This is a genomic window from Candidatus Poriferisodalis sp., assembly GCF_965208925.1.
Classification (GTDB): domain Bacteria; phylum Actinomycetota; class Acidimicrobiia; order Acidimicrobiales; family Poriferisodalaceae; genus Poriferisodalis.
In genome coordinates this window covers 3,312,740-3,335,564 of the sequence record NZ_OZ242364.1, presented here as the reverse complement: position 1 = coordinate 3,335,564, position 22,825 = coordinate 3,312,740, and the positions used below count along the sequence as shown (strand labels likewise).

At 67.7% G+C, this 22,825-nt stretch carries 26 protein-coding genes; 18 read left to right on the top strand and 8 right to left on the bottom strand.

Going from position 1 to position 22,825, the window contains the following annotated elements; all coding sequences use genetic code 11:
- Nucleotides 1-16: 16 nt before the first annotated feature.
- Nucleotides 17-766 carry an alpha/beta hydrolase gene (locus ACOGI5_RS14740; protein ID WP_419865159.1) on the bottom strand — a complete coding sequence of 250 codons (750 nt, stop codon included), beginning with the start codon at nucleotides 764-766 and terminating at the stop codon, nucleotides 17-19.
- Nucleotides 767-953: 187 nt separating this feature from the next.
- On the opposite strand from ACOGI5_RS14740, the gene ACOGI5_RS14735 reads away from it, so the two are divergent.
- The 10 genes from ACOGI5_RS14735 (at nucleotide 954) to fabZ (ending at nucleotide 8,904) form a co-directional block, all read left to right on the top strand.
- Nucleotides 954-1,250, top strand: coding sequence for a GroES family chaperonin (locus tag ACOGI5_RS14735; protein WP_416246686.1), 297 nt, complete (start codon nucleotides 954-956; stop codon nucleotides 1,248-1,250).
- 51 nt (nucleotides 1,251-1,301) lie between these two features.
- Nucleotides 1,302-3,536 (top strand): anthranilate synthase component I, encoded by a 2,235-nt coding sequence (locus tag ACOGI5_RS14730; RefSeq protein ID WP_419865158.1) that lies wholly within the window; start codon nucleotides 1,302-1,304, stop codon nucleotides 3,534-3,536.
- The gene (locus ACOGI5_RS14725) at nucleotides 3,533-4,417 is read left to right on the top strand and encodes a YgfZ/GcvT domain-containing protein (protein WP_419865157.1); all 885 of its coding nucleotides are present in this window, start codon (nucleotides 3,533-3,535) and stop codon (nucleotides 4,415-4,417) included. Before ACOGI5_RS14730 ends, ACOGI5_RS14725 begins: the two co-directional genes overlap by 4 nt.
- A 73-nt stretch (nucleotides 4,418-4,490) precedes the next feature.
- Nucleotides 4,491-4,805, top strand: a complete 315-nt coding sequence (locus tag ACOGI5_RS14720; RefSeq protein WP_323673075.1) for a putative quinol monooxygenase — start codon at nucleotides 4,491-4,493, stop codon at nucleotides 4,803-4,805.
- A 60-nt stretch (nucleotides 4,806-4,865) separates the two neighbouring features.
- Nucleotides 4,866-5,540 carry a phosphoribosylanthranilate isomerase gene (locus ACOGI5_RS14715; protein ID WP_419865156.1) on the top strand — a complete coding sequence of 225 codons (675 nt, stop codon included), beginning with the start codon at nucleotides 4,866-4,868 and terminating at the stop codon, nucleotides 5,538-5,540.
- A 90-nt stretch (nucleotides 5,541-5,630) separates the two neighbouring features.
- Nucleotides 5,631-6,797, top strand: a complete 1,167-nt coding sequence (gene trpB, locus ACOGI5_RS14710; protein WP_419865500.1) for a tryptophan synthase subunit beta — start codon at nucleotides 5,631-5,633, stop codon at nucleotides 6,795-6,797.
- A gap of 10 nt (nucleotides 6,798-6,807) precedes the next feature.
- Nucleotides 6,808-7,614, top strand: a complete 807-nt coding sequence (gene trpA, locus ACOGI5_RS14705) for a tryptophan synthase subunit alpha (protein WP_419865155.1) — start codon at nucleotides 6,808-6,810, stop codon at nucleotides 7,612-7,614.
- 16 nt (nucleotides 7,615-7,630) lie between these two features.
- Nucleotides 7,631-8,029, top strand: a complete 399-nt coding sequence (locus tag ACOGI5_RS14700) for a hypothetical protein (protein WP_419865154.1) — start codon at nucleotides 7,631-7,633, stop codon at nucleotides 8,027-8,029.
- Nucleotides 8,026-8,421 (top strand): c-type cytochrome, encoded by a 396-nt coding sequence (locus tag ACOGI5_RS14695; RefSeq protein WP_419865153.1) that lies wholly within the window; start codon nucleotides 8,026-8,028, stop codon nucleotides 8,419-8,421. Before ACOGI5_RS14700 ends, ACOGI5_RS14695 begins: the two co-directional genes overlap by 4 nt.
- 36 nt (nucleotides 8,422-8,457) lie before the next feature.
- Nucleotides 8,458-8,904, top strand: a complete 447-nt coding sequence (gene fabZ, locus ACOGI5_RS14690) for a 3-hydroxyacyl-ACP dehydratase FabZ (protein ID WP_419865152.1) — start codon at nucleotides 8,458-8,460, stop codon at nucleotides 8,902-8,904.
- Between the two features lie 19 nt (nucleotides 8,905-8,923).
- Here the strand turns inward: fabZ and ACOGI5_RS14685 are convergent, their stop codons facing one another.
- Nucleotides 8,924-9,718, bottom strand: a complete 795-nt coding sequence (locus ACOGI5_RS14685) for an SDR family NAD(P)-dependent oxidoreductase (protein WP_419865151.1) — start codon at nucleotides 9,716-9,718, stop codon at nucleotides 8,924-8,926.
- 158 nt (nucleotides 9,719-9,876) lie between these two features.
- Here ACOGI5_RS14685 and ACOGI5_RS14680 point away from each other — a divergent pair, with 158 nt between their 5' ends.
- A complete protein-coding gene (locus tag ACOGI5_RS14680; RefSeq protein ID WP_419865150.1) occupies nucleotides 9,877-10,761 on the top strand; it encodes an alpha/beta hydrolase in 885 nt (294 codons plus the stop codon).
- Between the two features lie 142 nt (nucleotides 10,762-10,903).
- Here ACOGI5_RS14680 and ACOGI5_RS14675 read toward each other — a convergent pair whose 3' ends face one another.
- Nucleotides 10,904-11,371: an EVE domain-containing protein gene (locus tag ACOGI5_RS14675; RefSeq protein ID WP_419865149.1), complete on the bottom strand. Its 468-nt coding sequence runs from the start codon at nucleotides 11,369-11,371 to the stop codon at nucleotides 10,904-10,906.
- A 152-nt stretch (nucleotides 11,372-11,523) separates the two neighbouring features.
- On the bottom strand, nucleotides 11,524-11,931 hold the full coding sequence (locus tag ACOGI5_RS14670; RefSeq protein WP_419865148.1) for a hypothetical protein: 408 nt from the start codon (nucleotides 11,929-11,931) through the stop codon (nucleotides 11,524-11,526).
- Nucleotides 11,932-12,109: 178 nt separating this feature from the next.
- Between ACOGI5_RS14670 and ACOGI5_RS14665 the strand changes: the two genes are divergently transcribed.
- From ACOGI5_RS14665 to ACOGI5_RS14655, 3 genes are all read left to right on the top strand, one after another.
- Nucleotides 12,110-12,859 (top strand): hypothetical protein, encoded by a 750-nt coding sequence (locus ACOGI5_RS14665; protein WP_419865147.1) that lies wholly within the window; start codon nucleotides 12,110-12,112, stop codon nucleotides 12,857-12,859.
- Nucleotides 12,860-13,029: 170 nt separating this feature from the next.
- Nucleotides 13,030-13,332, top strand: a complete 303-nt coding sequence (locus tag ACOGI5_RS14660; protein ID WP_419865146.1) for a DUF2442 domain-containing protein — start codon at nucleotides 13,030-13,032, stop codon at nucleotides 13,330-13,332.
- Nucleotides 13,253-13,585 (top strand): DUF4160 domain-containing protein, encoded by a 333-nt coding sequence (locus ACOGI5_RS14655; protein ID WP_419865499.1) that lies wholly within the window; start codon nucleotides 13,253-13,255, stop codon nucleotides 13,583-13,585. The genes ACOGI5_RS14660 and ACOGI5_RS14655 overlap by 80 nt, the downstream gene beginning before the upstream one ends.
- Nucleotides 13,586-13,606: 21 nt before the next feature.
- Here the strand turns inward: ACOGI5_RS14655 and ACOGI5_RS14650 are convergent, their stop codons facing one another.
- The 3 genes from ACOGI5_RS14650 to ACOGI5_RS14640 are packed head-to-tail and all read right to left on the bottom strand — an operon-like array spanning nucleotide 13,607 to nucleotide 16,930.
- Nucleotides 13,607-14,305 (bottom strand): type 1 glutamine amidotransferase, encoded by a 699-nt coding sequence (locus ACOGI5_RS14650; RefSeq protein WP_419865145.1) that lies wholly within the window; start codon nucleotides 14,303-14,305, stop codon nucleotides 13,607-13,609.
- Nucleotides 14,302-15,594: a cytochrome P450 gene (locus tag ACOGI5_RS14645; protein ID WP_419865144.1), complete on the bottom strand. Its 1,293-nt coding sequence runs from the start codon at nucleotides 15,592-15,594 to the stop codon at nucleotides 14,302-14,304. Before ACOGI5_RS14645 ends, ACOGI5_RS14650 begins: the two co-directional genes overlap by 4 nt.
- A 4-nt stretch (nucleotides 15,595-15,598) precedes the next feature.
- On the bottom strand, nucleotides 15,599-16,930 hold the full coding sequence (locus ACOGI5_RS14640; protein ID WP_419865143.1) for a cytochrome P450: 1,332 nt from the start codon (nucleotides 16,928-16,930) through the stop codon (nucleotides 15,599-15,601).
- 80 nt (nucleotides 16,931-17,010) lie between these two features.
- Here ACOGI5_RS14640 and ACOGI5_RS14635 point away from each other — a divergent pair, with 80 nt between their 5' ends.
- Nucleotides 17,011-18,348: a glutamine synthetase family protein gene (locus ACOGI5_RS14635; RefSeq protein WP_419865142.1), complete on the top strand. Its 1,338-nt coding sequence runs from the start codon at nucleotides 17,011-17,013 to the stop codon at nucleotides 18,346-18,348.
- Between the two features lie 46 nt (nucleotides 18,349-18,394).
- On the opposite strand, the gene ACOGI5_RS14630 is transcribed toward ACOGI5_RS14635, so the two are convergent.
- The gene (locus ACOGI5_RS14630; protein ID WP_419865141.1) at nucleotides 18,395-19,699 is read right to left on the bottom strand and encodes a glutamine synthetase; all 1,305 of its coding nucleotides are present in this window, start codon (nucleotides 19,697-19,699) and stop codon (nucleotides 18,395-18,397) included.
- A 103-nt stretch (nucleotides 19,700-19,802) separates the two neighbouring features.
- Between ACOGI5_RS14630 and ACOGI5_RS14625 the strand changes: the two genes are divergently transcribed.
- The 3 genes from ACOGI5_RS14625 to ACOGI5_RS14615 all read left to right on the top strand — a co-directional run bounded on the left by ACOGI5_RS14625 (nucleotide 19,803) and on the right by ACOGI5_RS14615 (nucleotide 22,824).
- A complete protein-coding gene (locus ACOGI5_RS14625; protein ID WP_419865140.1) occupies nucleotides 19,803-21,083 on the top strand; it encodes an ABC transporter substrate-binding protein in 1,281 nt (426 codons plus the stop codon).
- An 83-nt stretch (nucleotides 21,084-21,166) separates the two neighbouring features.
- Nucleotides 21,167-21,940 carry an ABC transporter ATP-binding protein gene (locus tag ACOGI5_RS14620; protein WP_419865139.1) on the top strand — a complete coding sequence of 258 codons (774 nt, stop codon included), beginning with the start codon at nucleotides 21,167-21,169 and terminating at the stop codon, nucleotides 21,938-21,940.
- On the top strand, nucleotides 21,937-22,824 hold the full coding sequence (locus ACOGI5_RS14615; RefSeq protein ID WP_419865138.1) for a branched-chain amino acid ABC transporter permease: 888 nt from the start codon (nucleotides 21,937-21,939) through the stop codon (nucleotides 22,822-22,824). Before ACOGI5_RS14620 ends, ACOGI5_RS14615 begins: the two co-directional genes overlap by 4 nt.
- Nucleotide 22,825: the final 1 nt, after the last annotated feature.

The window sequence follows — 22,825 nt, the reverse complement described above, 5'->3', positions numbered from 1 at the left end:
CTCCAGGCGACGGGTGTCAGCGCGACAGATCAGCGACGAATCCCGAGATCTGGTCGGCGACGGCGCGTGCGTGACCCATCAGGAAGTGATCGCCGCCGGCGATCACCTCGATTCGGGTATTCGTCCAGCCCGATGCAATGTCGGTTGCTTCGGCGGGGGAGCGGAACTGGTCGTGCTCGGGCACCAGGAGCAGCTTGGGCCGAGGATCGGCTGCGGCGCGCATCGATGCCGGGTCGACGATCCGCAACGGCGCGGCAATCCCGATCCAAGCCGACAAGCCGTCGTGGTTGGCCGCCAGCGAGACATCGCCGCCGAATGACCAGCCGGCAGAGACGACCGGCGACGCGGCATCGGCCTGCGACCGGTCTGCTGCGAGGCGCACGGCTGCGTCGAACGCCGCCAGGGCGTCGAGCTGTTCGGCGTTCCCGTCGTCGTGGCGTCCGCCCGAACGTCCGGTGCCCCGAAAGTTGTAGCGAAGCGTCGCGATGCCGCTCGCGGGCAGGGCCCTGAAGAGGTGATCGACGAGCGGGTTCCACATGTCGCCGCCGTAGAGCGGGTGCGGATGGGACAGCACCGCCACCGCTGCGGCTGTGCCGACGGAACTGCCGCCATCGATGCCTGATCCCTTAGGCCCGGTCGCGCCGGGCCAGGCAGCTTCGGCCTCGAGCTCGATGCCATCGGAGGACACCGCCTCAACTGCGAACGCCTCGACCTCAAATGGCGGGCCAGGAGCGGGCGGCCGCTGCGAATTCGCTGCGTCATTCACGGCGGTGAACGGTACCGTGCGGGCGGTGAGCGCTCCTGAGACCAACAACGAGCACAGCGCCGCGTCGGCGACGAAACCCGCTCGTCCCTCGAAGAGCTCGAAGCCCGGCGACCGCCCGAGGCCCGCTGCCGGCAAGCCGAAGCCGTCCGCCCCGCCCGACTCCGATGGCGAGCGCCGGCCCATCAAGATGCTCCACGATCGGCTGCTCGTGCGGCTGCCCAACGACGGCTCAGAACGGCGCACCAGCGGCGGGATCCTGATCCCGGCGACCGCCCAGCAGAACAAGCGCCTCGTATGGGGCGAAGTGATCGGTGCAGGGCCGAACGTCCGGACCGCCCAGGAAGGCGACCGGGTGCTGTTCAGCCCCGAGGATCGCCACGAAGTCGAGGTGCACGGCGACGATTTCCTTATCTTGCGCGAGCGCGACGTGCACGCCATCGCAGCGCCCCGCATCGAGCCCGGCAGCACTGGCCTGTACCTGTGATCGTGCGGCCCTGAGCCTGCACTGCGACCTTGGTCCCAGGAGTCCCGTCCCATGAGCCCTGATCACACGGATACGGGCGGGACGCAGTTCCAGACCGGCGGGGGCATCACAGTCTCGCTCGCTGCGTCGACGGTCGACGGCAACGCCGAGATCGAAGACCTCGTCGACCGGCTGGACGAGGCCCGCGGCGTGCTGCTGTCGTCGAGCTACGAATACCCGGGCCGCTACACCCGCTGGGACATGGGCTTCGCCGACCCGCCGCTGGCCGTCACCAGCCGGGCGCAGGACATCTGGGTGAGCGCTTTGAACGAGCGGGGCACGGTGCTGCTGGAGCCGGTCCATGAGGCGCTGGCAGCGCTGGGAAGCACTGCCGGCATCGTGGATCTTCGCCACGAGCCCGGCGATGGCTCGGGCGCCGTGGTCTGCCGTGTGGAGCGGGCCGACCGGCGTTTCGAGGAGGAAGAGCGCAGCCGTCAGCCGTCCACGTTCACCGTCGTGCGTGCGCTGGTGAACCTGTTCTCCTGCGACGACCCGCACCTAGGCCTGTATGGGGCGTTCGGCTACGACCTTGCGTTCCAGTTCGAGCCCATAGCGCTGACGCTGCCCCGCCCCCCCCAGCAGCGCGACCTGGTGCTGTACCTGCCCGACGACCTGCTCATCGTGGACCACGAGGGCGGCGTCGCGCAGCGCTTCCGGTACGAGTTCGCCGTGAACGGCCGCAGCACTGCTGGACTGGCCGGCGGCGGCGCACGCGTGCCGTATGAGCCCGATTTCGAGCTGGAGGCGAGCTGCGACCATGAGCCCGGCGGTTATGCGGCGGGGGTGCGGGCCGCTCACGAGTACTTCGCCCGGGGCGACCTCTTCGAAGTGGTCACGAGCCAGATGTTCTCTGAGCCCTGCATCGAGTCCCCGGCGGAGCTGTTCCGCCGGCTCAAGGAGCAGAACCCCGCGCCGTACGGGTTCCTGATCAATCTCGGCCCGGCGTCAGCCGGGCGTAGTGAGCACGGCCCGGCTGGTGACAGCGGGGAGTGGTTGGTCGGCGCGTCGCCTGAGATGTACGTGCGCGTCGAGGGCGAGCGGGTCGAGACGTGCCCGATCTCGGGAACCATCGCCCGGGGCCAAGACCCCATCGACGACGCATCGCAGATTTTGGCGCTGCTCAACTCGGCCAAGGACGAGTCCGAGCTGACGATGTGCACCGATGTCGACCGCAACGACAAGAGCCGCATCTGCGTCCCTGGGTCGGTCAAGGTGATCGGCCGCCGCCAGATCGAGATGTACTCGCGTCTCATCCACACCGTCGATCACGTCGAAGGACGCCTTCGGCCCGGATTCGATGCGCTCGACGCCTTCCTGTCGCACACCTGGGCGGTGACGGTGACCGGTGCGCCGAAGACGGCGGCGATGATGTTCCTGGAACAGCACGAGCGCACCGCCCGGGCGTGGTACGGCGGTGCAGTGGGCAAGGTGGGCTTCGACGGCAGCCTGAACACCGGGCTCACGCTGCGCACGATCCGCGTCGCCGATGGGCACGCGGAGGTTCGGGTCGGCGCGACGCTGCTGTGGGACTCCGACCCCGACGAAGAGGAATCGGAGACCGAGCTCAAGGCATCGGCATTCCTCGATGCGATTCGCCGGCCGCGTTCGGCGCCTTCGACGGGGGCCACGGCATCGTCGCCCAGCGAGCGGCGGGTGCTGCTGATCGACCACTTGGATTCATTCGTGCACACACTGGCGAACTACCTGCGCCAGACCGGTGCCACGGTGGTGACCCGCCGAGCGGGGTTCCCCACCGACGAGATCAGCGCTGACGACTTCGACCTCATCGTGCTGTCGCCGGGCCCGGGCCGGCCCGACGACTTCAGCATCGGCCCGGTGGTGCGCGCCACGCTCGATGCCGGGCTGCCGTTGTTCGGGGTGTGCCTGGGGTTGCAGGGCATCGTGGAGTACTTCGGCGGCGAGCTGGGCCAGCTTGCGACGCCGATGCACGGCAAGCCCTCGGCTATCCGCATCGTCGGCGGACAACTGCTCGACGGGCTGCCCAAAGAGTTCCGGGCAGGTCGCTACCACTCGCTGTTCGCCCGCCGCCCCCAGGTGCCTGACCAACTGGAAGTCACCGCCGTCAGCCTCGACGACGACATCGTGATGGCCGTCGAGCACCGTGAGCTGCCCGTCGCAGCAGTTCAGTTCCATCCCGAGTCGATCATGTCGCTCGACGACGGCGTCGGGCTGGCGCTCATTCGCAATGCCGTGGATCGGCTGGTGCCGGGATGGAGGGGCGGGTGAACGCCCTGGCTTCGCTCGATCGGTTGGTCGTCGCGGCGGTTCCGCGCGATGTGCTCGTGGTGACGGGACCCGAAGCCGAGACCTACCTGCAGGGCCAGATCTCCGCGGACGTGGAGGCCATGGAGGTCGGCCAGAGCACGCTGTCGTTCCTGCTGGAGCCGCGGGGCCGCGTCGAGGCCTTGTTCGTCATCAGCCGCGTCGGCCCCGAGACGTTCGTCGCCGACACGGACGCAGGATTCGGCGACGCCATGACCACCTCGCTGGAACGCTTCAAGCTGCGAACCAAGGCGGAGTTCTCGCTGCAGCAGTGGACGATGCATGCCGTGCGCGGCCCGACATCGGCCGCGGAGCCGACCATCGCGGCCGCAGCGGCCGGCCCTGCCGATGCGCCCGAACACGTCATGCGCCCGACGCACTGGCCCCTCGCCGGAGGTCACGACCTGCTGGCGAGCCCCGGCAGCACCGTCGGCAGCTTCGGCCAAGGTGCCGAGCACGTCTCTGCCGGCGAGTTCGAGGCGCTGCGCATGGCCTATGGCCTGCCCGCCATGGGCACCGAGATCCAGCCCGGCGACATTCCGAACGAGACCGGCCTCGTCGAGCAGGCAGCGTCGTTCACCAAGGGCTGCTACCGCGGCCAGGAACTGGTGGAACGGATCGACTCGCGTGCCGGGGGGCGCCGCGGCATCCGGCGCTTCCGGGCCGGCGGCAGTGTGACCGCCGGCGAGGAGCTGCGCGACGCTGACGGTGCCGGCATCGGCGCTGTGCTCAGTGCGGCATTGCTAGACGGTGCCACCGTCGGATTCGCCTCGGTGCGCCGGGATGCCGCTGACGATGCGAGCAGTGACGGCGACCAGTCCGTCGTGCTTGCCGACCTGTTCTGAAGTCGTCGCAGGGTCCGCTACAGGTACCCTCGCAAGCTGTCGCTGAGTCAAACGGATCGCAGGGAGCAACGACATGGCAAAGACGGCACTCTTGGCCAAGCTGACCGCAAAGGAAGGCATGCGCGACGAGCTGCTCGCGGTGATTGCCGACATCGGCATGAGCAATGTCGCGGGCGAGCCGGGCACCGAGGTGTACGCCGCCCACAAGGATCAGAACGATGCCGACGTGGTGTGGTTCTACGAGCTGTACAGCGACCAGGATGCGCTCGCAGCCCATGGCGGCTCCGAGCAGATGAAGGTATTCGGACAGGCGACGCGCGAGTTCATGGCAGCCCGCCCCGAGCTCATCTTCCTGGACCCGGCCGTGGCCAAGGGCCTCGACTTCTGACCCTGGCGCCTCCCAAGGCCCGCCGCGGCGCAAGGGGTCGGCTGGCATGCCGGTAGTGACATGTTCGTAAAGATCTGTGGCGTCACCAACGAAGAGGACGCGCTCGTCGCCGTCGGCATGGGCGCCGACGCCGTCGGCTTCAACTTCGTGCCCGGATCGCCGCGGCAGATCTCCCCGCGGCTGGCGCGCGACATCGTTCGCCGGCTGCCGGGCGGGGTTGTCACCGTCGGCGTGTTCCGCAACGAACTGCCCGAGCGAGTCGTGCAGATCATGGACGGCGCGGGCTTGCGGCTGGCCCAGCTGCACGGCAACGAGACCACGGCCGACAGCCGCTGGATCGCCGAGCGGGTGCCCGGGCTCATCAAGGCGTTCGTCGCCGGCGATCCCAATGTGGAACGCGTGCGCGACTACGGCGCCTCGGTGCTCATGCTGGACGGTTCCGAACCCGGCAGCGGCCGTGTGTTCGACTGGCGCCAGCTCGAAGGCAGGGATCGCGGCATGAGGCTGCTGCTCGCAGGCGGGCTGCGCGCTTCGAACGTGGCGCAGGCCATCGAGGTGGTGCGGCCGTGGGGCGTGGACGTGGCGTCGGGTGTCGAATCCGAACCAGGCCGCAAGGACGTGCTCGCCATGCGTGAGTTCGTCGCTGCAGCCAAGGAGGCCGGTGCCCTCTACGAGGACACCGGCGAGCCGACCGAGCCGGGACCTGAGGCGCCGTACGACTGGCGAGACGACTGAGCGAAGGACGACATGGCAGCAGAGATGGACGGGCCCGCGTCGAGCACCCGATCGGCTAAGGGCGAGCCCACGGCGATTTCCCGGTCGGTCATGGGCGAGCCCACGACTGACGGCCGCTTTGGCGACTTCGGCGGCCGGTTCGTTCCCGAAACGTTGGTGGCAGCCTGCGAGGAGCTCGAAGCAGCTTTCCGCGAGGCGTGGGCCGATCCGTCGTTTGTGGCCGAATTCGAGACCACGCTGCGCGACTACGGGGGCCGGCCCTCGCCCCTGACTGAGTGCCGCAACCTGTCGCGCCAGCTCGGCCTGCGCCTGCTGGTCAAGCGGGAGGATCTCAATCACACCGGCTCGCACAAGATCAACAACGTCATCGGGCAGGCGCTGCTGGCCCAGCGCATGGGCAAGACGCGGCTCGTGGCCGAGACGGGCGCCGGCCAGCACGGCGTCGCCACGGCCACCGCCGCGGCGCTGCTGGGGATGGAGTGCAAGGTCTACATGGGCGCCGTCGACGTCGATCGGCAAGCTCTCAATGTGTTCCGCATGCGACTGCTGGGATCCGAGGTGGAATCGGTGCAGTCCGGCAGCCGCACGCTGAAGGACGCCGTCAACGAGGCGCTGCGGGACTGGGTGGCCACCGTCGAGAACACGCATTACTGCCTCGGCTCGGTGATGGGCCCCCATCCCTACCCGTGGATGGTGCGCACCTTCCACCACATCCTCGGCGACGAGGCCGCTGCGCAGTGCAAGGACCTGACCGGCGGCGCCCCTGACGTGGTGGTGGCGTGCGTCGGCGGGGGCAGCAACGCCGCTGGGATCTTCTCGGGATTCGCCGACGGCGACGCACGGCTCGTGGGCGTCGAGCCTGCGGGCGGCGCCGCGGTCGGGCGCGGCGTGCCCGGCGTGGTGCACGGCATGACCAGCTACCTCATGCAGGACGAAGTGGGCCAGGTGATGGAAGCCGAGTCGATCTCGGCCGGGCTGGATTACCCCGGCGTCGGGCCCGAGCACGCCTATCTCGCGGCGATCGGCCGTGCCGAATACCCGAGCGTGACCGACGACGAGGTGGTGGAGGCGTTCACGCTGATGAGCAGGGCCGAGGGCATCATCCCGGCGCTGGAGTGCGCTCATGCGCTCGCATGGATCGTGCGCGCAGCCCCGGAGATCCAGGGCCAGACGGTGCTGATGAACCTATCGGGACGGGGCGACAAGGACGTCGACCAGATGATGGACGTGCTCGGCATGCATGGGTTGAGCGAGTGAGGTCGCACTCGTGACCGACGTATCCGGACCCGCCGGGGCCGAAGGGTTCGGTGCGCTCGAGACGCATTTGCGAGCTCGGCGTCAGGCTGGCGCGAAGCTGCTCATCCCCTACGTCACGGGTGGCTACCAGGGTTGGCAACGCGCCGTGGAAGCAGCCGCGGCGGCAGGCGCGGATGCCATCGAGATCGGTATCCCCTTCTCCGACCCGGTGATCGACGGGCCGGTCATCCAGCAGGCGTCAACCGCTGCCCTGGCCGAAGGGGCGACTCCGGCTTCGGTGCTGGAAGAGGCGCGTGCCCTCGACACCGGCATTCCCCACGCAGTCATGACCTACTACAACCTCTGTCACCACCAGGGTCACGAGCGATTCGCCTCTGCGCTCGTCGAAGCGGGTGTGTCGGGGGCGATTCTTCCTGACCTTCCTTACGTCGAGGCAGGATCGTGGCTCGCAGATTCCGCTGCGATCGGCATCGAGGCGATCCTGCTGGCGGCCCCCACCACGCCCGACCACCGTCTTGCGGACTTGTGCGGAGCGTCTCGCGGTTTCGTCTATGCCGTCGGGCTGCTCGGCGTCACCGGGGAACGTTCCGCGCTGGCAAGCACTGCCACCCAGATCGCGGCGCGGTGCCAGGCCGTCACTGATCGGCCGGTCCTCACCGGCGTCGGCATCGGCTCGCCCGCCCAGGCCGTGGAGGCCTGCCAGGTGTCCGATGGGGCGGTCATCGGCTCGGCCGTCGTCCGCACGCTGATGTCCGACGGACCCGAGGCAGTCGGCGAACTGGTGGCGACCTACCGGGCAGCACTCGATCGCGGGTAGTGATCGCGGTGAGACGGTGAGTCACGCCAATCCGGATCCCGCCGAGTCGTCCCCGACAGATCCCGCGGCGCACGACCCCGATTGCGAGTTGTGCGAGGCCGCCCGGTTCACGCACTGGTACTTCGAGGACGAGCTGTGCTGGGTGGCGGACTGCGAAGTGTGCGCGACCCCGATGGTGGTTTGGAAGCATCACGGCACCGAGCCGCCCCCCGAGGAGTTGGCCGCGATGTTGGCTCGACTGGTCGAAGCGGGTGAACAGAGATTCGGGCCCGAAGGTGGGAGGGTGGATCAGGTGATGCGCCAGATCCCCGACCACTTTCACGCTCACTACCGCGATGCCGACTGGATGTCCCGCCGCTGGAACGAGCCGCCGAGCCGTTACACCGGCGTCGGCACGCCACGGGTGACCCGATGAGGCCGGCGGTCCCGCGCCGGCCCGCCAATGCGCGACGTGCCCGCTGGCTGACGGCCGCGGCGGCGCTGGTCGCTGCGCTCAGCCTCGCCGGCTGCGGCGGCGCAGATGCGAGCGAAGCCGACCTCGACAGGTTGGAGCAGGCATTCGCCAGCGCCGACGTGGTGCTCGGGAGCGAGGTCTTCGACGACAGCTGCTCGGTCTGTCACGGCAGCGACGGCAGTGGCGGCGTCGGCGCCGCACTCGGCGGTGTCGACGAGCGCTTGAGCGTTCGCAACCACCTGTCGGTGGTGTGGACCGGTCGAGGCTCGATGCCCCCATTCGGCGGCATTCTCACCGACGCCGAGATCGCCGCAGTAGTCGCCTACCAGCGCAGCACCTTCGGCGCCGAGTGATCCGCAGTTCCTAGCTGGCTCGCTAGCTTCGCACCGGTGACTGACTCCGAGAGCGAGTTCCCGCGACCCGACGAGCTGCTGCCGCACCGGGCACCGTTCCTGCTGGTCGACGAGATCGTCGAACTCCAGCCCGGCGAACGCTGCGTCGCGCTGTGGCACCTGACCGGCGACGAGGAGTTCTTCGCCGGTCACTTCCCGGGCCGCCCAACGCTGCCCGGGGTCTTGATGGTCGAGGCCCTGGCCCAGACCGCCGGCCTCGCCGCAGCTTCGGCGTCGTCGCTCGACGGCAAGCTGGCGCTGTTCGGCGGCATCGACAAGGCCCGCTTCCGCCGCCAGGTCGTCCCAGGCGACACGCTGCGCCTCGAAGCCACGATCGACCGCCTGTCGGCCCGAGCCGGCCGTGCCTCCGGAACCGCCAGCGTCAACGGCCAGGCCGCCTGCGAAGCCTCGATGATGTTCCTCATTGCCAACGCCACCGACTGACCGGCGAGCCCGTCGCTGGCTAGCGGAGGTGGGCGGGGCGGGGGTCGGCTAGGCGGCCTAGGGGCGACTGCGCTCGCAAGCCGCCGTCCACGACGATGGCTTCGCCGGTTATGAATGACGATTCGTCGCTGGCCAGCCAGGCGGCGACGCTCGCGATCTCTTCGGGATGGCCGAGGCGGCGCAGTGCGTGGGCCGCCAGGTTGCGTTCGAGTGCCACAGGGTCCTGCATCATCCGTTGCACGGGCGGCGTTTGGATGGTGCCGGGGCAGATGGCGTTGACGCGTACACCGTCGGGGGCGTGATCGGTGGACAGCGCCCGCGTCAGGTTGATGACAGCTGCCTTGGAGGCGGCGTACACCACCGAACCGCCGTCGCCGTGCAAGCCGCTGATCGACGCCGTGTTGATGATCGAACCGCCGCCGCGAGCCTCCATGGCCGGCACTGCGTACTTGGCGCCTAGGTACACCGACCGGACATTGACGTTCATCACGAGGTCCCAGTCACGAGGCTCCAGCTCCACGGCGGTACCTGGGCGAATCGTGCCCGCATTGCTATAGAGCACGTCGAGGCCGCCCCAGCGGTCGACGGCCGCGGCCACCATTGCCTCGACATCATCCGGTTCGGCAACGTTGGCACCGAATCCGTGTGCTTCGCCTCCGGCCTGTGCGATGGCTTCGGCTACGGTCTCGGCCCGCTCTCGACGGATGTCGACCACCAGCACCGACGCACCCTCGGAAGCGAAGCGCTTCGCGCTGGCTTCGCCGATGCCCGATGCCCCTCCCGTCACGATTGCGATCTTGTTCTCGAGCAGCATGGGTGGCCTCCCTCGTCGGATTCCGGCCGTGCCGGCACCCCTCACCGACGCGGCGCATCGACACTACGACTCCACGTCGGGCCTCGTCTTGCCAACGTGGCTACGTTGTGGCGGCCGATCAGATCGTCCCGATGCGGGCCGACACAGGGGAGGGCTCGATGGCAAGCGAAGCGTTCTACAGAATCCGCGAGATCATTGCGTCGCAGGACATGTCTGCCGACATCGATGCCATGCGCAAGGGCATCGAGCTCACCGCTCGTCCGCTGCCGGCCGGCGTCACCGGCGAGATGGTGGACGCCAACGGCGTTCCGTGCGAGATGCAGACGCCCGACGAGACCACCGGCGACGCCATCGTGCAGTACGTGCACGGCGGCGGCTATGTCGCCGGATCCATCGGCTCGCACCGGAACCTCACCGGCAGCTTGGCCCTCAAGCTGGGCTGCCCAGTGCTTTCGGTCGACTACCGCTTGGCGCCCGAGCATCCCCACCCGGCGCCGGTGGAGGACTCGGTTGCGGTGTATCGCTGGCTGCTCGACAGAGGCCACTCCGCCGACAAGATCGCCATCGCGGGCGATTCCGCAGGCGGCGGGCTGACCATGTCAACGCTCATGAAGCTGCGCGACCTCGGGCTGCCGCTGCCGGCCGCAGCCGTACCCATCTCGCCGTGGGTGGACATGTCGGGCACTGGCGAGAGCGCGGTCACCCGCTCGGACCGCGACCCGATGGTGACCGCCGACGATCTCACCCGGATCGCAGGAGCCTTCCTCGGCCCCGACGGCAACGCCACCGATCCCTACGCGTCGCCGCTTGAAGGCGACCTCTCGGGCTTGCCGCCGCTGCTGATCCACTGCGGCGACGACGAGGTGCTGCTGAGCGACAGCGAACGCCTGGCACACAAGGCCCGCACCTCCGGCGTCGACGTGACGCTGGAGGTATGGCCCGAAATGATCCACGTCTGGCATTCGATGGCGGGGCTCTTCCCCGAAGCCGACGAGGGTGTGGCACGGGTGGCCGAATATCTCAGCGAGCGCCTCGCAGTCTGAGATATCAGTCAATCGACGCGATAGGCGGCAGTGCGACCGTTGTGATGGACGCGCTGTAGGAATCCTTACCGGGTGATCGTCGAACCGACTCCGTAGCCGGGAATGGCTGCTGCCCGCGCTACGCCCCCGCCCAAGCGTGCCGCTAATGCTGTGTGTTCCAGAAGGCGGCCCAAAGCTTGCCGGCTTCACTCGCATCGACGCCCCTTCCCGAGGCTTGGACCGGTGCTCTGAAGGTGAGGGGTGCCAGCCTCTTGAGTTCGTCGCGCGTCAGGCGTGCGTCCAGCGGCACCCACTTAGTCCAGCGGACTTCGATCCACCACTGCGAGTTCGTCGCTTCATCGATCTCCTTGCCGAACTCGTCACGCGGGTAGGGGTCGTCGGCGACGACGCCGCATGCGACAACGCCGCCATCATCGCCGTGTCGATACAGCAGTACATGGTCGCCAGATCGGATTCTCCGGAAGTTCGTACCGAGGGAGTAGCCGTTGATGAAGCCACAGGTGTCGCGAGTAATCACGACTCGCGCGTCGTACTCCGGTTGCTCAAGATCCCATGCCTTCGGTTGCCAAGTCAGCAGGTAGGTCGGTGTGAACTCGTCGTGTATGACCACCTGGCCACGCTAGCGATACGTTGACAGAGCGAACGGGGCAAATCGAAGTCAGTGTTGGCTGGTCAGCGAGCGGCAAGGTGCCCTCACGGCGTGTTGGCGCTCACGTTGGGAGTCTCGTTCTCGCAGGTCAGCAGGCCGCGACGTGCCCAGACCTAACCCAGGGAACACTGCGTGCCGATACCTCGAGGTGGTGTGGGCCTGGTTGCAGCACTTGGATCAGCCGGTGTCATCGTTGCTTGCAACTGTTTCGGGCGTCCGCATTCTTTTGTCGCCATCCGCAGAGGGCAAGCGGTCCGAGCGAATTCCGCGGACAAGTCGAGCGAACCCGCCGGCCTGTAGCGGTGGGCTTCCGTCTTCGCAAGTGCCCTTCCAAGCCCGCCCTGCGCCCACTCCGCTGCGGACTGCGTCGCCTGCGTCATTTCCCGGGTCAAATCGAAGGGCGTGGCCTTCGCCAGTGCCATTTCGCCACGCGTCACCTCGACCGCCATATCGAAATGCGTGACCGTCGCCGTTGCCGTCGCGCCACGCATCACCGAGTTCGACGCCTTCGCGAATTGCATGACCGTGTCCCGTGCCGTCTCGCCAAGCATCGCCGGGGCCTGAGCCGGCACGAATGGCGTGGCCGTCGCCGCTGCCGTCCCGGGCGGCATAGCCCTCGCCCTCGCCGTTGCGCTCTGCGTTGCCGTTGCCGTTGCCGTCGCGCCACGCATATCCGCGTCCTTCGTCGTAGCGGTAAGCATGTCCGTCGCCGCTGCCGTCTCGGACTGCGTTGCCTTCACCACTTCCGTAGCGCCATGCGTGCCCGTGGCCGCGCCCGTCGCGACGGGCGTTCCCGTGTCCGTTGCCGAGTCGCCTGGCGTCACCTTGACCGCCGCCGTCTCGCGCTGCGTAGCCGATGCCCTCGCCCTGTCGCACGGCGTCGCCGTCGCCGTCGCCTTCCCGGGCAGCGGCTCCATCGCCGAGGCCATACCTGCGAGCGTCTCCGTCGCCGGATCCTTCGCGTATCGCTCGGCCGGCCCCGCTCCCGTCTCGAATGGCATGTCCTTCGCCACGCCCAAGACGAATCGCGTCGCCCGAGCCATCATCGCCCCGTTGAGCGTTCCCGTCACCGATCCCACCGCGAGTTGCATCCCCCTCGCCCTCGCCGAGGCGCGTCGCATTGCCGTCTCCGTAGCCCTCACGATTGGCGTCACCGTTTCCGCTGCCGTGCCGGGCAGCATCTCCATCTCCATCGCCGAGGCGGTTGGCGTCGCCATCGCCACTTCCGTAGCGGATGGCATCGCCATGGCCAGGGCCAGCCCGGAGCACGTTCACTGCGAATTCAGTCCCAACGGCCAGCGTCTCGTCGGTGGCGGAGACGAGAGTCAGCGTTTGGGTGCCAGCGTTCCAGGTGACGTTCTGAGGAACACCCGCTGCAGGCTCGAAACCCGGCGCCAATTGGCTCGGCACGAATTCAACTTCGATCACATCCACGTCATCGTCTCCTGATGGCCATAGTTCGTTGCGTCTCCCGAGCGCCTCGCTGGCCACGCATGCCCGTGAACACATGTCAATGTCTACGCGAGCGGTGTGACATCGAAGGGTCCACTTGGGTCGGTTTGCGGCTCGGGAGGATGCGTTCGCCGAGACGGTGACGGTAGGCGGATAGCCTCCCGGCCATGGGCGCGGAGTCAGAGTTCGCCCGCCTGGAAGCGGTCAGGGCGACGGGCGAATTTCGCATTTGGCTGCGGTTCGCCGACGGCGTCGAAGGTGAGGTCGACCTGTCGGACCTCGCCGGTCACGGCGTGTTTGAGGCATGGCGTGACCGGGCGTTCTTTGAGTCGGTTCGCATCGACGAGACGCGGGCGATTGCCTGGGGTGACACCGTCGATCTGTGTGCCGATGCGCTCTACTTGCGCCTCACCGGCATGCAGCCTGAGCAGTACTTGCCCGGGCTTCAGGTCGAAGCTGCGCGTGCCTGAACTCTGCCGCTTCTACGGAATCATCATCCGAATGCACTACGGCGACCATGCGCCGCCTCATTTCCATGCGACATACGGTGACCAAGAAGCACTCGTCAGCATCGACAATCTGGCGATCCTGAAAGGACGGCTACCGCCTCGGGCGAGAGGTCTCGTGGTCGAATGGGCGGCCTTGCATCAGTCCGAACTTCGTGAGGCGTGGGACCGAGCCGCGCGCCGCGAAGAACTCGTCAGACTTGAGCCGTTGCGGTAGAAGCCGAGCTTGCTCTCGGACCTACGACGTCGCTACGTCGTCGAGGAACCAGTCGACCAGTTCGAAGCAGTTGCGGCGGTTGGCTGTCTCGTTGCGCGCCACCTCGGCCAGGATCTCCTCGCGCACGATGCCGACCGATGCCAGGTAGTCGTCGCTGGCCGCATAGAGCCACTCGCTGGCAAGCTCCACGCTGATCTCGGGATGGAACTGCGTGCCCACGCTGCGGTCCATCCGGAACAGCTGCGGGCAGATCTCGGTGCTGGCGAGCAACTCGGCGCCGGGGGGCAGGTGGAAGCGATCGTGATGCCACTCCATCCACGGGCCAGCCGATATGGGCAGGTCGACACCGTTCGGCGCTGAGATCCGGTACCAGCCGATCTCGGTCTCGGGGGAGCGATCCACCGACCCGCCCAGCGCCGCCGCCAGCGCCTGACCGCCGAAGCAGATGCCCAGCACCGGGGTACCGCTGTCATGCGCACGCCGGATGAGATCCAGCTCGGCACCGATCCACGGCTTGATCGCGTCCTCGTACACCGAGAAGTACGAGCCCGTGACGACGAGCACATCGAAGTCATCACCAGGCAGCGGATGGAAATCGGCCGGCTGCGAGGTGTCGGGCACCATCACGTGGACGTGCAGATCGATACCCCGCTCGATCAGACGATCACCGACGAAACCGGGCCGCGACGTTTCCTCGTGTGTGACGACCAGCGCCTTCATGCAGCCAGCTCGACCACGCGTACGGGCAGTTGCTTGATGCCGGAGATGAAGTTGGACCGCAGCCGCTCGACGGGTCCGTCCTGTTCGATGCGCACCACCCGCCGCAGCAGCTCCTCGAACACCACCTTGATCTCCATGCGGGCCAGCCACGCTCCCAGGCACAGGTGCGGACCGTTGCGGCCGAACGCCATGTGCTCATTGTCGGCACGCGCCAGATCAAACCTGTACGGGTGCGGGAAACGATCCTCGTCGTGGTCCGCGCTGATGTAGTACAGCACCACCTTGTCGCCCGCCCGCACCTTGGTGCCACGGATCTCGGTGTCGCACGTCGCCGTGCGGCGGAAGTGCGTCGTGACCGAGCTGGCGCGCAGCACCTCTTCGACCGCAGCAGCGGTCAGGGCTTCGTCACCGGCCAGCACCGCGGCCCTCCACGTGTCGAACAGGTGCGGGTGCGCCATCAGCACCCACAGCCCGTGGGTCATCGTGTAGCGGGTGGTGTCGTTGCCCGCGGCGATGATGAGCGTGAAGAAGTTCTTGAACTCTTGATCGGAGAGCGGTGCGCCGTCGGTGGTCGGCGCCAGGAGCTGGCTGATGACGTCGTCTGTCGGATGCGCCCGGCGCTTGGCCGCCTGCTCTGCTGCGTAGTTGAAGATGTCGATGGTGACCGGGCTGCGGAACGGCATCAGCCGGAACTCGTCGGTGTCCACCAATCCCACGGGATAGTCGGTGAAGTCGGGATCGGTGTTGCCGAGCAGCGCATCGCCCCACTCCACGAGCTGGTGGCCATCGGCATCGCTGGTCCCCAGCATGCGCCCCAGCATCCGCATGGGCAGCTCGGTGGCGACCTCGGTCACGAAGTCGAAGCGCTCGTCGCGCAGGGCCCGGTCCAGCACCTCGCAGGCCAGGGCACGGATCGCAGCTTCGTAGGTGTTCACGACGCGCGGCGTGAATCCCCGGCTCACCAACCGCCGGTAGCGGGTGTGCTCGGGCGGGTCCTGTTCCATCATCGTCTTGCGGGCTTCGAGCTCGTCGGGAGCCATGTCCTCGAGGCGGATGCCCTTCGACGAGGTGAAGGTCTGCACGTCGCGGCTGATGCGGAAGGCGTCGTCGTACTTGGTGATCGCCCAATAACCGCGGCCGTCGACCTCGTCGATCCACGCCACCGGTTCTTCCCGGCGCAGCCGGGCGAACGTGGCATGAGGCACGCCGTGGGTCCACACGTCGTGATCGGAGATGTTGGCGTCGTCAGGTCCCAGGTCGTCCAGGTAGGGCTCGGCCCAGGTGCTCACGGCGTCAGACTCTCACAGCGGGTGCCGAAACGTCGACGGTGACATCCACAGAAGCGACGCCGTGCACGAAGTTGGACGGGATCCGCACCAGGTTCTCGGCGCTTGCCGGGCGGATGCCGCGGTCCAGCATCGCTTCGAGCAGCACGGTCAGCTCCATGCGGGCCAGATAGGCGCCGAGACAGAAATGCGGCCCGCCGCCGCCGAAGGCGATCTGCGCGTTGTCGGCCCGGCCGATGTCGAACTCGTTGGGCCGCTCGAACACTGCCTCGTCGCGGTTGGCTGACGGGTACCACATCACCACCTTGTCGCCTGCCGAGATCGGGGTGCCGGACAGCTCGGTGTCCACCGCGGCGGTGCGGCGCATGTGCAGGATCGGCGATGCCCAGCGGATGACCTCCTCGACGGCGCTGGGCAGCAGCTCGCGGTCTGCCACCAGCCGGTCCCACTGCTCTGGATGATCGGCGAACGCCATCGTGCCGTGAGTGATCGCGGTACGGGTGGTCTCGTTGCCGCCGAACACCAGCACTTGGAAGAAGTTCCGGAACTCGGTGGCCGTCAAACGGTCGCCGCCCACCTCGGCGTGCACCAGGTGGCTCACGACATCGTCAGTGGGGTGCTCCAGGCGCTGGTCGCCCAGCTTCGCCCCGTACTCATACAGCCCCCACGCGGCCGGGCTGCCGAAAGGAAGCAGGCGCAGCGGCGTGGTGTTCCCGTAAGCGTCAGGCGGCAGCGACTGGCTCTCGGTGGTTCCCTCCACCAAGTGGTTCGACAGCTCCACCATGTAGTCGGCGTCCTGGGGAGGCACGCCGAGGATCGCGATGATCACCCGGATCGGCAGCGGCGCAGCGACGAGATCCACCCAGTCGCCGCCGCCCTGCCGAACGACGGCGTCGAGCAGCTCGTCGGCGATCTCACGGGTGCGTTCGTTGTACCGGCGCATCTGGCGCGGCGTGAATGCCTTGGACACCACCCGACGCAGCCGGGTGTGCGCCGGCGGGTCGTGCTCGAGGATCGATCGGCGTGCCTCGAGCGCGTCGGCCTCGAGGTCCCACAGGTTGACGTGCCCGATCGCCGACGAGAAGCGTTCGGGATGTCGCGACACCTCGCAGACATCGGCATGCCGGGTCACCGCCCAGAAGCCCCCGTCCGCATTCGGCTCAGCCTCGTAGCGATTCCAGTGCAGCCCCGGACGCCGACGCAGCGTCCCGAAGTCGTCCCAGGGAATGCCGTGGGCATACCTGCGGGCATCGGCGATATCGATGCCGGCCGTCTCATCGGTCAACGCCGAATCGTCTGTCAGGGTGTCGGTCGCGGCCGGAGAGGTTTCGGGAGGCACAGCCGAATGGTAAGTCTGTGCCCGCCCGAAAGCCGACCAGCCGCGTTCAGCGCACCCAGACACCACCCAGGAGTGAACCCATGACCGACCTTGCCGAGATCGAGAGCGCCCTGCGTGCGGCTGCCACACACACCGTGGAGGTCGCCATCGTCGACACCTACGGACACCTGCGCGGCAAGCGGTTTCCCGTCGATCACTTCTTGCGGTCTGTTGCCGAGGGCGGCTGCCACATCGCAGACGCCATCTACATCTTCGACCTGCACAACGACCTCGTGGACAGCCCCTACATCAACATGGGGCTGGGCTTCCTGGACACGCACCTCGTGCCCGATCTCGGCACGCTGCGCACCTTCGGCCACCGGCCCGGTTATGCGTTGGTGTTCTCGGACAGTCTCGATCCGTCCCACCAGCTTCACCCGATTGCCCCGCGCACTGTTCTGGCCCGCCAGATCGCGCGCTGCGAGGGCCTGGGCTACAGCCCGATAGTCGCCACCGAGATGGAGTTCTACCTGTGCGAGGCCGACTGGTCGCATGTGCAGAGCCACATCCAGTACTCCTCGCTGACCGACCGGGGCGACCTCGAGGATGTGCTGTGGGAGATGCGCACCGCCATGGTCGAGGCCGGCATCCCGGTGGAGTCCTCCAATCCCGAGTACGGACCGGGGCAGATCGAGATCAACGTGGCCTACAGCGACGCCATGACGGCTGCGGACAACACCGCCCTCTACAAGAGCATTGTCAAGGAGATCGCCGCTGCATCCGGGCTGCGGGCCACTTTCATGCCCAAGCCGTGGACCGAGCCGTCAGGCAGCGGCATGCACGTGCACACCAGCCTGTCCGCTGGTGGCGAGAACGTGTTCGCGTCCTCGCAGGACGGGCCGAACGAGGTCATGTCGCAGTGGCTCGGCGGCCAGCTCGACAATGCCGGCGCGCTCTCGCTGCTGGGCAGCCCGGTTCCGAATGGCTACAAGCGCGTGCGCCCGTACACGTTCGCGCCCACCCATGTGCACTGGGGGCTCGACAACCGATCGGTGATGTGCCGCTTGACCGTGGGCGCCGGCAGCGCGAACCGGGTGGAGTACCGGGCGCCTGGTTCCGATGCGAACCCGTACCTGATGATCGCCGGCCTTTTGGCAGCAGGCGCCGACGGCCTTGAGCGGGGCGCCGACCCGGGCCCGATGAGCGTCGGCGACAAGTACGACGACCCCGGCGACGCCGCGCCGCTGCCCGCCAACGCCCACGATGGCATCGCGGCCTACGAGGGCAGCGCGCTCGCCGCCGCACTGGGCGAGGAGTTCTCGACCAATTTCGTGCTGATGGCCAAGGCCGAGCTGGAGAAGTTCGCCGACGCCGGGTGCGATCCGGTGGGTGACGACGTCAGCGACTGGGAGCGCGATCGCTACATCGAGTTCACCTGACGAGCAATTCGCCCCACCGACATTTGCCCGCTGGGCGGGATCCCCCTTAGTGGTAGGGGAGGTACTCGTTGATCTCCCACTCGCTGATGTCGTCGGAGGGTTCGCCGACGGCGGTCATGTAGCGCTCCCACTCGGCGTCTTTGATGGCGAGGAAGTTGTCGACGAGATCGCTGCTCACGGCTTCGGCGAGCGAAGTGTCGGCACGCAGATGATCCAAGGCGTCGGTCAGGTTGAGCGCCGAGGTGACCTCGGTGTTCCACGCTTCCATGCCGTCGTTGGTCTCCGGATCGGGGCAGGGCAGCCCATCGACCACGCCGAGGCGCGCCGCCTGCAGTACTGCGGCGATGGCCGTGTGAACGTTGCAGGCGCCGTCGGCGAGTCGCGACTCGATGCGTGTGCGTTCGCCTCGCTCGGGCGGCACCCGGGTGCCGACCACACGGTGGTCGTAGCCCCAGTTCGCCCGCCGGCCGCTGAACGTGAAGGGCCGCAGGCGCCGGTAGGCGTTGACGGTGGGGGCGCACAATGGCGTGAGCCCTTGATGATGGGCGCACAGCCCGGCCAAGCAGCTCCTGGCCAGCTCCGAAAGGCCGTCCTCGGCACTGGTATCGGCAAGGGCGTTGTTGCCGTCGGCGTCGACGAGCGAGAAGTTCACGTGGACGCCGTTGCCCTCCAGCTCCGCATACGGCTTGCCGAGGAATGTGAGCCGGCGGCCATGATCCATGGCGCATTCACGGGCCAGCACCTTGAACAGGAATGCGTCGTCGGCAGCGCGCAGCGCATCGGCGTAGCGAAGCGTCAGCTCGAACTGGCCTGAGTCGAACTCGGCATTGACCGACTCCAGCACGATCTCGCTGCTGGCGGCGAGATCGGTGATGTCGTCGATCAGACCGACCGGGTCCACGAAACGGCCGGTTCCGTACACGTACGACTCGGGTGTGTCCCACCGCTGCCAGCCGTGTTCGTCGGTGTATTCGAGCACGTAGGCCTCGAACTCGATGCCCACCATCGGGCGGTAGCCCAACGCCTCCCAGTCGGCGATGGCCTTGCGCAGGGCATACCTGGCCGAGAAGCGGAACGGTTCACCTCGCTGCGACAGGTCGCAGACAGCCACCTGGGTCCGATCGTCATCCCAGCCGGGGCGCAGGTCGGCCTCGTCGAAGGTGGCGTGCATGTCGGGAAAGCCGTCGAGCACACCCGAGCCCGGCGCAGCGATGAACGAGCGGTCGTAGGCCAGGCTGAACACGGCGGCTGCATGGCCGGTGCCGCCTTGGGCGAAAGCGGTCGGCACGTACTTGCCTCGCGCCAGACCGAGATGATCCGGCCACAGCATGCGGACACGTTCATTGGCCATGGCTGTTCCTCATCGCTGTCTGGGCCGGGACGATCAGCAGAAGCTATACGAGCCTTTCCCGGCGGAGGGCTAGCATCGGCTCGATCCACGGGAGGGGCCCATCATGAAACGACGCGTCTTGGCTTTGCTGGCCGCTGTTGCGCTGCTCGGCGCTGCTTGCGGCAGCGACGACGACACGACTGAGGCAGAGCCAGCGGCCACTGAGGCGCCGGCTGCAACCGAAGCACCCGCTGCCACTGGGGCACCGGCTGCCGTCACGATGTCCAGCATCGACATCGACCACATCCTGAGCGCCGATCTCGGCAACTGCGAAGAGGCGCCGACCGGCGACCCGATCCGCGTCGGCATGGCGATGGACTTCAGCGATGTCGTCGGCTTCGTCGACATTCCGGGCTCCAAGCTGGTGCCCTATATCGCAGAGCTCGCGAACTGCCGTGGCGGTTTCAACGGTCGGCCAGTCGAGGTGCGGGTCGCTGAGGTCGGCGATGACGCCGCGCTCGCTACCGAGGACCTTCTGGACTGGGGTGCGCACTTCCTGATCGGCCCGCCGTTCGCCGACTTCGCCCTCCCGATCTTGCAGACCACGGGCGGCACCGTCCCGCTGTTCGTGGCGGCATCCACCGAGCCGACCCTGGCAGACGCGTCCATCAACTCGTACCTGGTCACCTTCGACGATCACCAGATGTCGGGTGCGGCCGCCCAGTGGGCGCTCGACCAGGGCATCACCCGGGCCATCGTGTTCACCGAGGGTGAGGGCATCCCCTACACCGGCGTCAACCCCGATGCGTTCATCGCTGCATTCGAAGCCGGCGGCGGCGAGGTGGTGAGCGTGCAGACCTATGTCTGGTTCGTCGACACCGACTTCTCCTCGCAGGTGAACGAGATCGCCCAGATCTCCGAGAACAACGAAGTCGTCTTCTCGGCGGCATTGGGATTCCAGGTCACCGCGCTGCGGGGCCAGCTCGAAGGCCAAGGCCTCGACAATCTCACCTACGTCGGTACCGACGCACTCGACGCCACCGGCATCCAGGTGGAGGCCAACAACGAGGGCATCGCCCACACGCCGCACACCAGCATCACTGCGGGTGACCGGATCGACTCGATGCTCGCTGCGTTCGAGGCCGAGAAGGGCGAGGCGCTCGAGAGCCGTGGCTTCATGGCGCTGTATGTCGACTCGATGTTCATCGGCATCCAGGGCATGCTCGACTGCGGCTGCGACGACACCGCCCAGATCGGCGAGGCCGTCCAGCAGCTCTCCGGATTCCAGGGGCTGTCGGGCGAGATCACCTACGAAGGCACCAACGGCATCCCGCCGAAGGCGGTGCCGATCAATCGCATCGTGAACGGCGAGGACGTGCTCGTCGACACCATCACGATCAAGTAAGCGCACGATCAAGCAGGTCCGTTCCGGCACTGCCGCAGCGGACCCGAGCGCCCAGCGGACATGGGCAGCAGATTGCGAGTTCGATGCTCGAAGTCGAAGGCCTCACCGCTCGGTACGGCTCCATAGCCGCACTGCGCGGCGCGGCCCTCAGCGTCGGGTCCGGTGAGGTGGTCGGCCTCATCGGGCCCAACGGCGCGGGCAAGACCACCTTGCTGTCGTCCATAGCCGGGCTGCTGTCGCCGGCCGAGGGCCGCATCGCCTTCGAGGGCCACGACATCACCGGCCGCTCGCCGGAACAGCTGCTGCGCTCGGGCATCGCGCTCGTGCCCGAGCACCGTCGCATCTTTGCCGACCTCACCGTGGCGGAGAACCTGCGGATCGGCGGCGTGACCGTGCCGGCCGCCAAGCGCGCCGAGCTGCTCGACGAGATGGCCGAGCGCTTCGTGGTGCTCAAGGAGAAGTGGGACGTCCCAGCCGGCTACCTGTCGGGCGGCGAGGCGCAGCAGCTCGCTATCGGGCGAGCGCTGATGTCGGCACCCCGCCTGCTGATGATGGACGAGCCCTCGCTGGGCCTCGCCCCGGTGCTCGTGGACCTGGTGTTCGAGCTGATCGGCACGCTGCGCGATCAGGGCCGTACGTTGCTCGTCGTGGAGCAGAATGCCGCGCGGATGCTCGAAGTGTCCGACCGTGCCTACGTGCTGCGCAGCGGCGAGGTGGTGGCCTCGGGCACGGGCCGGGAACTGAGCCAGCGGGACGACCTGTTCGACACCTTCGTCGGATCGGTCGTAGCGCCCGACGAAGGTCTGCCCGCCGCAGGCACGACCGTGGCGAACGGCGCGGGAGGCGGCACGGCGTGACTGAGCTCGCGCAGAACCTCATCGACGGCCTCGGCCGGGGCAGCATCTATGCGCTGCTGGCTCTGGGCGTAGCGGTCGTTTTCGGCGTCATGCACCTGCTGAACTTCGCCCACGGCGAGCTCATCACCGTCGGCGGCTACGTCGCGCTGTGGACCCTCGGCGCGGGCTGGTCCTGGTACATCGTGACACCGCTCATCGTGCTGAGCGCGGTGCTGACGTCACTGGCCATCGAGCGGGTCGCCTTCTCGCGAGTGCGGGGCAGCTCCGACTTCACGCTGCTGCTCACGTCGTTCGGCGTCCACTTCGTGATCTCCGCCATCTTCCTGCTGTACGTGTCGGCGTCCGTCAAGCCGTTCGACCGGCCGTCGTGGGTCACCAACACCTACTCGGTCGGCCCGCTGAACATCGAGGTGTACGACACCGTCGTCATCGTCGTGACGGTCCTCACGCTCATCGGCACGACGCTGTTGCTGCAACGGACCATGTTCGGGCTGTCATTGCGGGCGGCTGCCGCCGATTTCGACACTGCCCGGCTGATGGGTGTGCGTTCCGACACCGTGATTCGCGGGGCGTTCGCCCTGTCGGGTCTGCTGGCGGGCATCGCCGGAGTGTTCTGGCTGATGCGAGCCGGCAGCATCAGTCCCAGCGCCGGCATCACACCCATGCTCAAAGGCGTCCTGGCGGCGCTGATCGGCGGTCTCGGCAGCCTCCGGGGAGCGGTGATCGGCGGGCTGGTGCTGGGGCTTGCGGAAGTGCTGCTGCGCTCACGCCTGCCCGACAGCATCGCCAGCCTCACCGAAGGCGTGGTGTTCCTGCTGATCGCCCTGCTGTTCATCTTCAGGCCGCAGGGCCTGGTCACCGTCAAGCACGCCGTGCGGGTGTGAT

Bases quoted from the DNA above. Each gene is read 5' to 3' on its own strand.
- ACOGI5_RS14735 (WP_416246686.1), top strand. From the start codon at position 954: ATGCTCCACGATCGGCTGCTCGTGCGGCTGCCCAACGACGGCTCAGAA.
- ACOGI5_RS14730 (WP_419865158.1), top strand. From the start codon at position 1,302: ATGAGCCCTGATCACACGGATACGGGCGGGACGCAGTTCCAGACCGGC.
- ACOGI5_RS14720 (WP_323673075.1), top strand. From the start codon at position 4,491: ATGGCAAAGACGGCACTCTTGGCCAAGCTGACCGCAAAGGAAGGCATG.
- ACOGI5_RS14715 (WP_419865156.1), top strand. From the start codon at position 4,866: ATGTTCGTAAAGATCTGTGGCGTCACCAACGAAGAGGACGCGCTCGTC.
- trpB (WP_419865500.1), top strand. From the start codon at position 5,631: ATGGGCGAGCCCACGACTGACGGCCGCTTTGGCGACTTCGGCGGCCGG.
- ACOGI5_RS14695 (WP_419865153.1), top strand. From the start codon at position 8,026: ATGAGGCCGGCGGTCCCGCGCCGGCCCGCCAATGCGCGACGTGCCCGC.
- ACOGI5_RS14685 (WP_419865151.1), bottom strand. From the start codon at position 9,718: ATGCTGCTCGAGAACAAGATCGCAATCGTGACGGGAGGGGCATCGGGC.
- ACOGI5_RS14680 (WP_419865150.1), top strand. From the start codon at position 9,877: ATGGCAAGCGAAGCGTTCTACAGAATCCGCGAGATCATTGCGTCGCAG.
- ACOGI5_RS14670 (WP_419865148.1), bottom strand. From the start codon at position 11,931: ATGCAATTCGCGAAGGCGTCGAACTCGGTGATGCGTGGCGCGACGGCA.
- ACOGI5_RS14665 (WP_419865147.1), top strand. From the start codon at position 12,110: ATGTCCGTCGCCGCTGCCGTCTCGGACTGCGTTGCCTTCACCACTTCC.
- ACOGI5_RS14660 (WP_419865146.1), top strand. From the start codon at position 13,030: ATGGGCGCGGAGTCAGAGTTCGCCCGCCTGGAAGCGGTCAGGGCGACG.
- ACOGI5_RS14655 (WP_419865499.1), top strand. From the start codon at position 13,253: ATGCGCTCTACTTGCGCCTCACCGGCATGCAGCCTGAGCAGTACTTGC.
- ACOGI5_RS14650 (WP_419865145.1), bottom strand. From the start codon at position 14,305: ATGAAGGCGCTGGTCGTCACACACGAGGAAACGTCGCGGCCCGGTTTC.
- ACOGI5_RS14635 (WP_419865142.1), top strand. From the start codon at position 17,011: ATGACCGACCTTGCCGAGATCGAGAGCGCCCTGCGTGCGGCTGCCACA.
- ACOGI5_RS14630 (WP_419865141.1), bottom strand. From the start codon at position 19,699: ATGGCCAATGAACGTGTCCGCATGCTGTGGCCGGATCATCTCGGTCTG.
- ACOGI5_RS14625 (WP_419865140.1), top strand. From the start codon at position 19,803: ATGAAACGACGCGTCTTGGCTTTGCTGGCCGCTGTTGCGCTGCTCGGC.
- ACOGI5_RS14620 (WP_419865139.1), top strand. From the start codon at position 21,167: ATGCTCGAAGTCGAAGGCCTCACCGCTCGGTACGGCTCCATAGCCGCA.